The organism is Bacteroides sp. AM10-21B (assembly GCF_003472565.1).
GTDB classification, from domain to species: domain Bacteria; phylum Bacteroidota; class Bacteroidia; order Bacteroidales; family Bacteroidaceae; genus Bacteroides; species Bacteroides propionicigenes.
The window spans coordinates 23,995-36,707 of record NZ_QRME01000011.1 but is presented as its reverse complement, the minus strand read 5'-3'; the positions used below and the strand labels follow the sequence as shown (position 1 = coordinate 36,707).

Below are 12,713 nucleotides of genomic sequence, written 5' to 3'. Positions count from 1 at the left end.
GTTAGATATCCAACCGCTAATCACTAACACCTAATCACTATATAAAATGGCTTCACTGAAAGAGGTAAAAAATAGAATAAGCTCCGTCAAGAGTACGCGTCAGATAACTTCGGCGATGAAGATGGTAGCATCTGCCAAACTGCACAAGGCGCAAGGGCGGATTGAGAATATGCTGCCTTATCAACGGAAGCTGAACGAGATTCTGACAAACTTCTTGAGTACAGATGTTACGGTAGAGTCGCCCTATACCAACGAACGTCCGGTAGAGAGGATAGCGATTGTGGCATTCTCGTCCAACTCGTCCTTATGTGGTGCTTTCAACTCTAATGTGGCGAAGATGTTGGAACGTACATTGGAAGACTATAAATCATTGGGTAGGGAGAATATCTTGATATATCCCGTAGGTAAGAAGGTGGAAGAAGCCGTAAGGAAATTGGGTTATGAACCGCAAGGCAGTTATCAGGAAATGGCTGACAAGCCTTCGTATGTGCAGGCTTATGAACTTGCGGGACTCTTGATGAAAGAATTTTTGGAGGAACGCATCGACAAGGTGGAGTTGATTTATCATCATTTTAAATCTACCGGGTCACAAGTTCTGACAAGAGATAAGTATTTGCCTATCAACTTGGAAAAGGTAGCGGAAGAAGCAACCGAAATCACCGTGGAGAAGAGCCGTTTCAATAATGATTATATTGTAGAACCCTCTGCAGCACGGTTGATAGCTGAACTTCTTCCTAAAGTTCTGAGCCAGAAGATTTACACGGTTTTGTTGGATTCGAACACTTCCGAGCATGCAGCCCGTATGCTTGCTATGCAAGCGGCTACGGACAACGCCAATGAACTGATTCAGGACTTGACAAAGCAATATAACAAGAGTCGTCAGCAAGCGATTACGAATGAATTGCTGGATATTATCGGCGGTAGTCTGAAATAATTTTCTCAGCGAAGAGAAAAATATAAGAGGTTATGTTCCAAAAGGATATAACCTCTTATATTTATGTCTGCCGTTTGTCCCGCAAAAAACATCCGGGCAATTCCCTCTTTCTTCTTATATTTGTACTACCTTTACCACTCGTAAAAACAAACTGAAAAGAATAATGGAGCAGAACTCTGAGTTAGCGCTTGCATGGCAGTTCATTGAAAACACAGGCACTCATCTTTTTTTGACAGGTAAAGCAGGAACAGGTAAAACAACTTTCTTACGTAAACTCAAGCAGGAGAGTCCTAAACGCATGGTCGTTATTGCGCCTACGGGCATCGCGGCTATCAATGCAGGCGGTGTCACAATCCATTCTTTCTTTCAGCTTCCCTTCGCACCTTATGTACCCGAAAGCTCGTTCAGTACGAATGGAAAGGCCACCTACCGTTTCCGTTTCGGTAAAGAGAAAATCAATATCATACGTAGCATGGACTTACTGGTGATTGATGAAATCAGTATGGTGCGTGCCGACCTGTTGGATGCGGTAGATGAAATGCTTCGCCGTTACCGTGACCGCCACAAGCCGTTTGGCGGTGTGCAACTATTGATGATTGGCGATTTACAACAACTGGCACCCGTGGTGAAGGATGAGGAATGGCAGATGCTGAAGAAGTATTACGACACTCCCTATTTTTTCTCCAGCCGGGCATTGAAACAGACGGAATATTGCACTATCGAACTCAAAACCGTATATCGGCAGAGTGACGGAACTTTCTTGAACTTATTGAACCGTATTCGCGAAAATCATTGCAACCCTCAAGTATTGGAAGCGTTGAACCGTCGTTATCTTCCCGGTTTCCAGCCCCGAAAAGAGGAAGGCTATATTCGTTTAGTTACCCATAACTATCAGGCGCAGCGCATCAACGATTATGAGTTAGAACAGCTTTCGGGCCGCTCCTATGCTTTTCGTGCCACGATAGAGGGGAAGTTTCCCGAATATTCATACCCCACGGACGAAGTCCTTGAACTGAAAAAAGGCGCCCAAGTAATGTTTGTAAAGAATGATTCGTCCGGCGAACACCGTTACTACAACGGCATGATTGGTGAAGTTTCTGATGTTTCCGCCAACAGTATTGAAGTGTGTGCCAAGGACAGCGGCGAATCTTTCTTACTGCAAGAAGAGGAGTGGACAAATGCAAAATACGTATTGGACGAAGAAAGCAAGGAGATTGTGGAAGATATTGAAGGGACTTTCCGTCAATTTCCTTTAAAACTGGCATGGGCCATTACCATCCATAAAAGTCAGGGGCTTACGTTTGAGCGTGCCATAATCGATGCCAGTTCATCTTTTGCACATGGGCAGACGTATGTGGCTTTGAGTCGTTGCAAGACGTTGGACGGTTTGGTGCTCAGCGCCCCTCTTTCTGCAAAGGCCGTTATCAGTGACCAAGCGGTAGACCGCTTTACGGAAGAAGCCCGCAGAAACGAACCGGATGAGAATCGTTTCCATTCATTGCAACGAACCTATTTCCACGAACTGTTGTCCGGATTATTCGATTTCCAACCGTTAGAGCAAGCGTTGCAACGCTATATACGCCTGATTGACGAGCATCTTTATAAGCTCTATCCCAAACAGTTGGCTGCATACAAAGAAGAAACGGAACGTTTTCACAAAAAGGTGGTGGAAGTAGCGCAGAAGTTCGGTATGCAATACAACCGTCTGATTGACGCTGCACAGAACTATGCTACGGACAAGACATTGCAGGAGCGAATTGTTGCAGGAGCCAATTACTTCAGAAAAGAAATGGAACCCCAATACCTTGTATTGATAAGAGAACAGATTCTTGCCACTGACAATAAAGAATTGAAAAAACAGCTGAATGCAGCGAAAGAAGAACTGAATACTCTTTTCCTACTGAAAGACGACCTTCTGGTTTACGTTATGGAAAACGGATTCCACACAGCCGACTATTTAAGGCAGAAAGCGGTATTCTCTATCGGCGACCGTGCTATCTCCGGAAAAGAAGATTTGAAACGGAGAGGTATGTCGGAGGCGGTAGAGAAGTATATACGGGAGCGGAAGAAGAAAGAATCAACTGCAACTGCCATTCAAGTTCCGTCAGACGTGCTGCATCCCGAATTATACGACCGGTTGGTAGCGTGGAGAAACTCGGAAGCATCCCGATTGGGGCTGCCCGTTTATACGGTTATTCAGCAAAAAGCAATTTTGGGTATAAGCAATTTGCTGCCGGCAGATAAAGCCATGCTTGTCCGCATCCCTTATTTCGGAAAGAAAGGAGTAGAGAAATACGGAGATATAATTCTGGAAATGGTGCGTATGTACCGCAACGAAAAGGGATTGGCAGAACCGGAACTTATGTTTTAAAACGGTGTTCTGTTTCCTTGCTGCACTTCGATGCGTATGCCGAAAGCGCCGTTGGAAGATTTCATCTCGAATGCTCCCTTGAAGTTATTCCTTTCCCAAGGCAGTGCCGAATGGTTGGGTACTTTCCAACCGTCTTTGTCGTACTCGCCATAGGTATTGATGCGCATACCGTTTTTCAGTTTGAAGCTGCCCATTTGCAGATTCTCCGGTGACGACCAGAATCCGGTCAGTCCGAACGGGTTCATACTGTAAACGGTGGAATTGGTAAGTGAAAATACATTTGAAAGCCCTTGTGAGTAGGTGGCGTTCGGATTAAGGCGGAATAGTCTGCCGTAGTCCTTGCTTGCATCCGGTATTTTCAGCGTGAACTTAGGCAGGCGGGGCGCTTCCATTTTCATTAAACTCATATCTAAGAGAAAGTCGTCATAATTCTTCACTTCAGGCATAAGCATCCCTTCAGGCGGAGTGCCGTCGGGCAAGGCATTGGAGTGTATGCTGTCACCTTTCACTTCGCTTTGGGCATACAGTGGAGCAGCGCTTACAAGTAATGTGATGATAAAAAAACAAATTCGTTTCATTGTTCCATTCAACTATTCTTAATGGAGCCTTCGCCAATTAATTGGCTTGACTCTTTAATCCTTTAACTCCTCATCTCTTAACTACAAAGATAAATCTTTCCAGCCATTCCCCGAATTTTCTTTAAGTAAATATTAAAAAATCAGTTTATATCCTATTCCCCGTACATTTACAATGCGGATTCGGTCGTCCAGCGCAAGTTTGTGGCGTAATTTGGTGATGAATACGTGCAAGCTGCGGGAATTGAAAAAGCTGTCGTCTCCCCAAAGGTCCAGTAAAACATTCTGAGTGTTGACCACTTGGTTACGGTTTTCGCAAAGGCGTTTCAGTATTTCCGATTCCCGGTGGGAGAGCTCCACTTCCGTATCAGCGCGTGGAGATACGGCGGTTCCTACATACGACAACCGTTGTGTGACGGAGTTAAACCGATAATCTCCTATCTCAAAGTCGGTGACTTCTTTGGGTGCCGCTTCTGTGAAGCTGAAAGCCCTGCCAGCCAGTGCTTTGATGCGTATAATCAGTTCCTGCATACCGAAAGGTTTTTTCAGATAATCGTTTGCGCCGAGTTCAAAGCCCTCTACGACATCATTGATGGCAGAACGGGCAGTAAGAAAAAGTACTGGTGTATGCTTGTCCGTCTGACGGATGTGGCGTACCATTTCAAAGCCATCCATGCGAGGCATCATGACGTCTGCCACAAGTACATCGGGACGCAGGTCGAAGAATTGGCGCAATCCCTCTTCGCCATCGGCAGCGGTGTATATAATGAAGTCTTGTCCTTCCAGTGTATCTTTAATAATCATGGCGAGGGTTTCTTCATCCTCAACTAATAGAACTTTTATTTTATCCATCGTTTATTTGTTTAATTTTACAATAAAAGTGCTTCCTTTGCCCGGTTCGCTCTTCACGGAAACGCTTCCTCCATGTTTTTCGGTCATGGTCTTGACATAGAACAGACCGAGCCCGTAACCTTTCACATTGTGCAGATTGCCGGTGGGGACGCGGTAGAACTTATCGAATATATGTTTCTGTTTCTCGGAGTCAATGCCGATTCCACGGTCGCTGATAGCGATTTCAACGAGTTCTCCTTGTTCCGCAGAACAGGTTTGGCGACAGCGGATGTTCACTTCCGCTTCTTCGGGGGAGTATTTTATGGCATTGTCAATCAGGTTGCTGATGATATTGCTGAAATGGGTACGGTCTGCGGTGAGGGTAAGTCCTGAGGGTTCGATATCCATCGATATATGTACGGGCTTTTCCGACTTCAGTTTATGCTGTTCGATGAGCGGTTCGAGAATGCCTTCTATGGACAGTACCTCCGGATGCAAGCGGAACGTCTTGCGGCGTTCCATACTCATGGAAAGAATCTGTTCTACCAGTCCGCTGAGCCGTTGCAGCTGTTCCTGACAGATACGCAGATATTTGTCGCGTTGTATCTTTTCTTCCGCTTGGTTAAAGTTCAGCAAGGCATCGTTGGCTGCATAGGCAACGGCGATAGGGGTTTTCAGTTCATGGGTGATGTTGTTGGTGAAGTCGCTTTTCATTTCCTCCAGTGTCTTTTGCCGCAAGATAGTTCGGATAAGTACCCAAAATGCAAAAACAAGAATAATCAGGATTACGAATGAGGTGGCGAGAATTCCCGACATTTGTTTCAATACTAACTGTGTGACGGGTTCTATCCAAAGGCGGTAACTTTGGTGGGTATTGAGGTCGAAAGCATAGTTGTATTGTTTGGCTTTGGAGCTGGGAATGTATCCGGCGGTACCGGCAACGGCAAGTGTGTCCACGAATGTGTAAGGCGATTTCCGGTCGCTCGTGTAAATGTGCTCCAAACGGTGGGGCAGCGTGATACCTCGTTCTTTCAGTTGCAGGGTCAGCAGGCTGTCGTATACAAGGACATCGGGATCGGAAATAATGTCCAGACCGGAATGCAGGCCTCGTTGGAAGTATGTGGCGAGTTCCAACATGCTGTTTTGGTCACGCAGAATCACATCCAGTCCGTTTTTTGCTATCAAGGCGGCCCGGGGTAAGTTGTCGGAGTCCGAGGCGGCAGTGTCATCTCGGGTGATAATAGTTTGTACGGAAGAATTGTCCGAGATATTCATCGAAACGGTATCACTCTTTTGATGAATGACCTGTTGGGTGGTGGTTTCTTCTTTCCGGCCGTTGCGGTCTATACTGGTGCTACTGCGTACATAGGTTTTGTTTTGCGTTCCGTCCTTCTCGAATCCGGCGGATACGCTTACTTCTCCATGGTCGGTACTGTCCTTACGTATCCTTTCCACGCGCAGCATCATTTCGTTGTAGTCACTCATGCGCATGGCTTCTATGACATTACGTTCCAAATCATCGCGCATGGTACGGTACAATCCACCGAGCCAATAGGCCTGATAGGAGAAGATACCCGCCAAAGACAGGATAACGAGTACGGCAATATATTTCAGAGGCAGTTTCATAATGATTCCTTTATGCTTATGCAGGCAAATATAAGGAGTTATATCGTGTGCTGTATCATGTGGTAAGACTAAATAACACTTCCGATAACAGTAGATAACACTTGGTAAGCCGATGATAACACAGGGTTACGCAGCTAATGCCGTACTTTGCAGAGGTCAATACAAAATATAATATGAAACATATGAAACGGTTCTATTTATTATCAGTAATCTGCCTGACAGGCATTAGTCTTTCCGCCCAAGAAAACACCGGCGCAGAACGTACTCTCAGTGCAGACAGTATTATAACCTCGGATGCACGTTTGGACAGCATTTACCAGAGCCTTCCCGAAGTAATGATTACCGGCGAACGTCCCGTTGTGAAAGCATCGCAGGGCAAACTGGTTTACGATTTGCCTCGCCTTATCCGCGACCTGCCTGTGGACAACGCCTATGATGCCGTAAAGGAGCTTCCCGGTGTAACCGAGATGAACGGCGCTTTGCAACTGGCAGGGCAGGGCGTCACCGTCATTCTGAATGGAAAAGTTACAACTCTCAGCATCGAACAGCTTTATTCATTACTGCGGAGTATCCCCGCAAGCCGGATAGAAAAAGCCGAAGTAATGTATAACGCACCTGCCCGCTACCAAGTGCGTGGCGCCCTTATCAATGTACATTTGAAGCAAACTTCGGACGGTCCTTCTTCTTGGCAAGGCGAACTCTATGCCAAATACCATCAGAAGTATTACGAAAACTTTGAAGAACGCGCCAGCCTTTTATATAACGGAAATAAATTCTCGGCAGATTTTCTTTACTCGCACAAACACGGCCGTACTTACAATACGACGGACAAAGATGCTGTGCACACTTTAGCGGATGGCTCGGTGCATCCAATGACAACCGATGAGGTGCGCCGCGGCCGCTCGCATACGCATAGTTTCCGGGTGGGAGCCGATTACAATATCGCTAAGGAGCATCAGTTGAGTTTTGTCTATAACGGAAACTATACAACGTTTCACAACCGGATGAACATCTTCGGTTCGCAGCAGTCCACTACCTTTAGCAACAGCACCGACTGGCTTCACAACGGACGCTTGGACTATCGCACTCCTTTCGGTCTGAAGGCGGGTGTTGAGCTTACTTATTACCGTTCTCCGTCCGACCAGTTGCTGCACAGCCGTTTGTTGGATAGTGATGAACTTGATTTCTTTACACAAGACTGTCAGCGCATCAATCGTTGGAAGATGTTTTTGGCACAGGAGCACAACTTGGGTAAGGGCTGGGCACTGAACTATGGAGTGGTCTATACCACCAGCACAGACAACAGTTACCAATATTATTATAATCCGGAGACAGGAGAACAGTTTGGCAATACAGATGCAACGTCATCGGCAACGGATGAAAATACCGGCGCCAATCTTAGCGGCATGAAGTCCCGCAAGCGGGAAGAGACGCTGAACATCTATACCGGTTTCAGCAAGAGTTTCGGCGACAAGCTCTCACTGGATGCTTCCTTGGCTATAGAACGCTATAAGTCACCTGTTTGGAATCAGTGGGATTGGTATCCTACCATCAACCTCAATTATATGCCTGCCCCCGGACATATCCTGCAACTTGCTCTAAGCAGCGATAAGGACTATCCTGACTATTGGGCTGTGCAGGATGCCATTTCTTATCTTGGCGGCGGATATTCCGAGATTCACGGTAATCCTCTGTTGAAGCCTGCGCAAAGTTACGAGTTTAAAATGAACTACGTTTTGAAAGGAAAATATATCTTCAGCGCTTGGCTCAACCACACTAAAGACTACTCGACGCAGACGCTTTACCAATCCTCGCAACGGTTGGTTGAGATTTATAAATATATGAATTTTGACTATCAACAACAAGCTGGTATACAAGCATCCGTACCATTTAAGATAAAGAATTGGTTGAACTCTCGTCTGACGCTCATCGGGATATGGCATCACGAGAAAGACAATGATTTTTGGGATATTCCTTTCAATCGCAAGCAATGTTACGGCATAGCGCAAATGAATAATACTTTCACCCTTTCCACCCGGCCCGATTTGAAGCTGACCGTTACCGGATTTGTACATAGCAAGGCCATTCAGGGAATTTACGACCTGCCTACTTCCGGCAATGTGAATGCTGCCTTGCGTTATGGCTTTGCTAATGGAAAAGCGATACTGAACTTGTATTGCAACGATATATTTGAAACCGGACAAATCTCTCCACGTATCCGCTTCCTGACACAGAACGTAACCAATCATTATTCTTGCTTCCGTGAATTGGGCGTGTCGTTCACATATAAGTTTGGCGGTTATAAAGAAAAACAAAGGGAAGGGGTGGATACGTCGCGGTTTAAATAATGATGTGCCAGTCAATTAATGATTAATTAATGATAAGTATTAGTTGGTAATTAGTTTATATCAAGGGTATCTGTCATTCAGAGCGGAGCGAAGAATCTCCTCTCCCTATATTTGAGAGAAGAGGTTCTTCGCTCCGCTCTGAATGACAGATAGTACAAGTTGATTATACCTGTTTTTTTATGCCAATCAATTTATGACATAGTAATCAATTTATAACATAGTGATCAATTTATGACATAGTGATCAATTTATGACATGATAATTAGTTTATGATTTGAAAAAGACCTAAGGCTGAAAGCCTTTTATCATATAGCCCGGGGTAACACCCCGGGGGTATGCATATGATTAACATTGCGCCCTGTAAGGGCAAAATCTGTGAATATTGATGTTTTGCCCTTACAGGGCACAAAATATTTGGGGACAAAATGTCCCCGGGGTGTTACCCCGGGCTATATGATAAAAGGCTTTCAGCCTTAGGTTATCCCATTAATCCCTAATAATTTAATCCAATCTAATAATTTAATCCAATCTAATGATTTAATCTCATCTCATGATTTAATTTCATCCCGTGATTTAATTTCATCCGATAATCTCATCCAATAACCTAATCTAACCTGAAAACTTAATAAACTACTGTTTTACTAAATTCTTTGTATATACCTGTATTTTCCCTTCTTTTTTGTACTTTTGCAACTTTCAAAAATCAAAGTTGTTATTTAAAGAAAAGCCCTATATGAAATCAGACATTGAAATAGCGCGCAGCATAGAACTGAAAAAGATAAAGCAGGTTGCTGAAAGTGTGGGTATTCCTCGTGAAGAAGTAGAAAACTACGGCCGTTACATCGCTAAGATTCCCGAACAGCTGATTGACGAAGAGAAAGTAAAACAAAGTAACCTGATTCTTGTAACCGCTATCACGGCTACGAAGGCAGGCATTGGTAAGACCACCGTTTCTATCGGTCTGGCATTGGGGCTCAATAAGATTGGAAAGAAGGCGATTGTAGCTTTGCGTGAACCCTCGCTCGGTCCGTGCTTCGGCATGAAGGGAGGAGCGGCGGGAGGCGGCTATGCACAGGTGCTTCCAATGGAGAAAATAAATTTACATTTCACAGGAGATTTCCATGCCATCACTTCCGCTCACAACATGATTTCAGCTTTGCTGGACAATTATATTTACCAGCATCAGGCAGATGGCTTCGGTCTGAAAGAAATTATCTGGCGGCGTGTGCTCGATGTAAACGACCGTTCTTTGCGCAGCATTGTTACCGGCCTCGGACCGCGCACTAACGGGGTCACTATGGAGTCCGGCTTCGATATTACGCCCGCATCGGAGATTATGGCAATCCTTTGCCTTGCAAAAGATACGGAAGACCTTCGCAGGCGTATTGAAAATATCATACTGGGCTTTGATTTTGACGGCAAACCATTCACTGTAAAAGACTTAGGAGTTGCCGGCGCCATCACCGTATTACTGAAGGACGCTATTCATCCCAACTTGGTACAAACTACCGAAGGGACAGCCGCTTTTGTTCATGGCGGTCCGTTCGCCAATATTGCACATGGCTGCAACTCCATTCTCGCCACCAAAATGGCAATGACATTTGGCGACTATGTAGTGACGGAAGCCGGCTTCGGTGCAGACTTGGGAGCGGAGAAGTTCTATAACATCAAATGCCGCAAGAGCGGTTTGCAACCCAAGCTGACTGTTATCGTTGCCACTGCACAAGGATTGAAAATGCACGGTGGCGTCAGTCTCGACCGCATCAAGGAACCGAATATGGAAGGTCTGAAAGAGGGTTTTGGTAATCTTGACAAACATATCCGTAACCTGCGCTATTTCGGGCAGACCGTTGTTGTTGCTTTCAACCGTTTTGCCAGCGATACGGATGAAGAAGTGGAAGCCATCCGCCGTCATTGCGAAGAAGATTTGAAAGTGGGCTTTGCCATCAACAATGCTTTTGCCGAGGGTGGGGAAGGCGCTATCGATTTGGCTAACCTTGTAGTAGACACGATTGAAAGGAAACCTTCCGCTCCGCTGCAATACACCTACGAAGAAAACGATAGCGTGCAGCAGAAGATAGAGAAGGTGGCTTGCAACCTTTATGGAGCAAGCGTGGTGACTTACAGCAGCGCTTCGCGCAAGATGATGAAGCTCATCGGAGAAATGGGCATTGCACATTACCCCATCTGCATAGCCAAGACGCAATATTCTTTCTCTGCCGACCCTAAGATATACGGAGCGGTCAATAATTTCGAGTTCCACATCAAGGACATCGTTATCAACAACGGTGCGGAAATGCTTGTAGCCATTGCCGGTGAGATACTCCGAATGCCGGGCTTGCCCAAAGTTCCGCAGGCAGAGCATATCGACATAGTGGACGGCAACATAGAGGGACTTTCTTGAAATTGAATGAAGAACCACTGAAATGAAGAATTAAGAATGAAGAATGAAGAATGAAGAATTGGGAGTGATGAATTAAGAGTAAAGGATTAAGAATAAAAGAAGATAGGCTGCGTAGTTCAAAACGAACATTACGCAGCCTATCTCCTTTTTATTCTTAATTGTAGAAACTTATATATTCCTCAATTCTTCATTCTTCATTCTTAATTCTTCATTTCAGTGGTTCTTCATTCATTTAGCCCTTCCTTTGTTTTAGTAGGCGAACAGCGGGTATTCCTTCATCTTGGCATTCACGCGTGCGCGAACGTCTGCGATGACCTGTTCGTTTTCTACATTGGAGAGAACGGTTTCAATCATTTCAGCGATTTCCAGCATTAAATCTTCTTTTGCGCCGCGGGTTGTGATGGCGGGAGTACCCAGACGGATACCGGAAGTTTGGAATGCAGAGCGGCTGTCGAACGGAACCATATTCTTGTTGACAGTGATGTCTGCGGACACCAATGCTTTTTCGGCTACTTTACCTGTCAAGTCAGGATATTTGCTGCGGAGGTCTACCAGCATGGAGTGGTTGTCCGTGCCGCCGGAAACGATTGTAAAGCCGCGGTCCATCAAGGCTTGTGCCAATGTAGCGGCATTCTTCTTCACTTGCTTGGCGTATTCTTTCCATTCCGGTTGCAGAATTTCACCGAAGGCAACGGCTTTTGCTGCGATGACATGTTCCAGCGGACCGCCTTGAATACCGGGGAATACGGCAGAGTCGAGCAATTGAGACATCATCTTGATTTCGCCTTTCGGAGTTTTCTTGCCCCATGGGTTGGGGAAGTCCTTACCCATCATGATAACACCGCCGCGAGGGCCGCGCAGGGTTTTGTGGGTGGTAGAAGTTACGATATGGGCATATTTCACAGGGTTATCCAGTTCGCCGGCGGCAATCAGTCCGGCAGGGTGTGCCATGTCAATCATCAGGATAGCGCCTATCTTGTCGGCAATTTCGCGCATACGTTTGTAGTCCCATTCGCGTGAATAGGCAGAACCGCCGCCGATAATCATTTTCGGTTTTTCGCGCAGTGCCACTTCTTCCATTTGGTCGTAGTCCACGCGTCCGGTTTCTTTATTAAGGTTGTATTCGCAGGGGGTGTAGATAATACCGGAAGTATTAACCAATGAGCCGTGAGAGAGGTGGCCGCCATGCGCAAGGTTCAAGCCCATGAATTTGTCACCCGGATTCAGCACTGCGAGGAATACGGCTGCATTGGCCTGTGCACCCGAGTGCGGCTGTACGTTAGCCCATTCTGCGCCGAAAATTTCTTTCAGGCGGTCAATGGCAATCTGTTCGCTTTGGTCTACAACTTCGCAACCGCCGTAGTAGCGTTTGCCGGGATAGCCTTCTGCATACTTGTTGGTGAGGCAGGAGCCCATTGCCTGCATAACTTGGTCACTTACGAAGTTCTCTGATGCAATCAGTTCAATGCCTTTGAGCTGACGTTGATGTTCTTTTTCGATGATGTCGAAAATTAAATCGTCTCTTTTCATTCTTGCTTATTAGATAAGTTTGATAATTCTGTGTTCTCTTATTAAGCGCACAAATTTAAAGGAAATAAATGAATAAACTGTAAGAAAAGTGAGA

Annotated in this window: 8 protein-coding genes; 4 read left to right on the top strand and 4 right to left on the bottom strand. The window is 45.6% G+C overall.

Annotated features, from left to right (window positions below; translation table 11 throughout):
- Positions 1-46 precede the first annotated feature (46 nt).
- Both DW121_RS13905 and DW121_RS13900 read left to right on the top strand, forming a co-directional pair.
- Complete coding sequence (locus DW121_RS13905) at positions 47-934, top strand: F0F1 ATP synthase subunit gamma (RefSeq protein WP_118324147.1); 888 nt, start codon at positions 47-49, stop codon at positions 932-934.
- A gap of 163 nt (positions 935-1,097) precedes the next feature.
- Complete coding sequence (locus tag DW121_RS13900; protein ID WP_118324145.1) at positions 1,098-3,305, top strand: AAA family ATPase; 2,208 nt, start codon at positions 1,098-1,100, stop codon at positions 3,303-3,305.
- On the opposite strand, the gene DW121_RS13895 is transcribed toward DW121_RS13900, so the two are convergent.
- The 3 genes from DW121_RS13895 to DW121_RS13885 all read right to left on the bottom strand — a co-directional run bounded on the left by DW121_RS13895 (position 3,302) and on the right by DW121_RS13885 (position 6,337).
- Complete coding sequence (locus DW121_RS13895; protein WP_118324143.1) at positions 3,302-3,883, bottom strand: occludin; 582 nt, start codon at positions 3,881-3,883, stop codon at positions 3,302-3,304. The genes DW121_RS13900 and DW121_RS13895 overlap by 4 nt on opposite strands.
- A gap of 132 nt (positions 3,884-4,015) precedes the next feature.
- Positions 4,016-4,732 (bottom strand): response regulator transcription factor, encoded by a 717-nt coding sequence (locus DW121_RS13890; RefSeq protein ID WP_118324141.1) that lies wholly within the window; start codon positions 4,730-4,732, stop codon positions 4,016-4,018.
- Positions 4,733-4,735: 3 nt separating this feature from the next.
- On the bottom strand, positions 4,736-6,337 hold the full coding sequence (locus DW121_RS13885) for a sensor histidine kinase (protein WP_118324139.1): 1,602 nt from the start codon (positions 6,335-6,337) through the stop codon (positions 4,736-4,738).
- A gap of 182 nt (positions 6,338-6,519) precedes the next feature.
- On the opposite strand from DW121_RS13885, the gene DW121_RS13880 reads away from it, so the two are divergent.
- Both DW121_RS13880 and DW121_RS13875 read left to right on the top strand, forming a co-directional pair.
- Positions 6,520-8,685 carry an outer membrane beta-barrel family protein gene (locus tag DW121_RS13880; protein WP_118324189.1) on the top strand — a complete coding sequence of 722 codons (2,166 nt, stop codon included), beginning with the start codon at positions 6,520-6,522 and terminating at the stop codon, positions 8,683-8,685.
- 733 nt (positions 8,686-9,418) lie between these two features.
- Complete coding sequence (locus DW121_RS13875) at positions 9,419-11,089, top strand: formate--tetrahydrofolate ligase (RefSeq protein WP_118324187.1); 1,671 nt, start codon at positions 9,419-9,421, stop codon at positions 11,087-11,089.
- Between the two features lie 249 nt (positions 11,090-11,338).
- On the opposite strand, the gene glyA is transcribed toward DW121_RS13875, so the two are convergent.
- Positions 11,339-12,619 (bottom strand): serine hydroxymethyltransferase, encoded by a 1,281-nt coding sequence (glyA, locus tag DW121_RS13870; protein WP_117711740.1) that lies wholly within the window; start codon positions 12,617-12,619, stop codon positions 11,339-11,341.
- Positions 12,620-12,713 lie beyond the last annotated feature (94 nt).

What these genes read in the sequence shown, in the direction of transcription:
- DW121_RS13890 (WP_118324141.1), bottom strand. Translation starts at nt 4,732, where the DNA reads ATGGATAAAATAAAAGTTCTATTAGTTGAGGATGAAGAAACCCTCGCC.
- DW121_RS13880 (WP_118324189.1), top strand. Translation starts at nt 6,520, where the DNA reads ATGAAACGGTTCTATTTATTATCAGTAATCTGCCTGACAGGCATTAGT.
- glyA (WP_117711740.1), bottom strand. Translation starts at nt 12,619, where the DNA reads ATGAAAAGAGACGATTTAATTTTCGACATCATCGAAAAAGAACATCAA.
- DW121_RS13905 (WP_118324147.1), top strand. Translation starts at nt 47, where the DNA reads ATGGCTTCACTGAAAGAGGTAAAAAATAGAATAAGCTCCGTCAAGAGT.
- DW121_RS13895 (WP_118324143.1), bottom strand. Translation starts at nt 3,883, where the DNA reads ATGAAACGAATTTGTTTTTTTATCATCACATTACTTGTAAGCGCTGCT.
- DW121_RS13875 (WP_118324187.1), top strand. Translation starts at nt 9,419, where the DNA reads ATGAAATCAGACATTGAAATAGCGCGCAGCATAGAACTGAAAAAGATA.
- DW121_RS13885 (WP_118324139.1), bottom strand. Translation starts at nt 6,337, where the DNA reads ATGAAACTGCCTCTGAAATATATTGCCGTACTCGTTATCCTGTCTTTG.
- DW121_RS13900 (WP_118324145.1), top strand. Translation starts at nt 1,098, where the DNA reads ATGGAGCAGAACTCTGAGTTAGCGCTTGCATGGCAGTTCATTGAAAAC.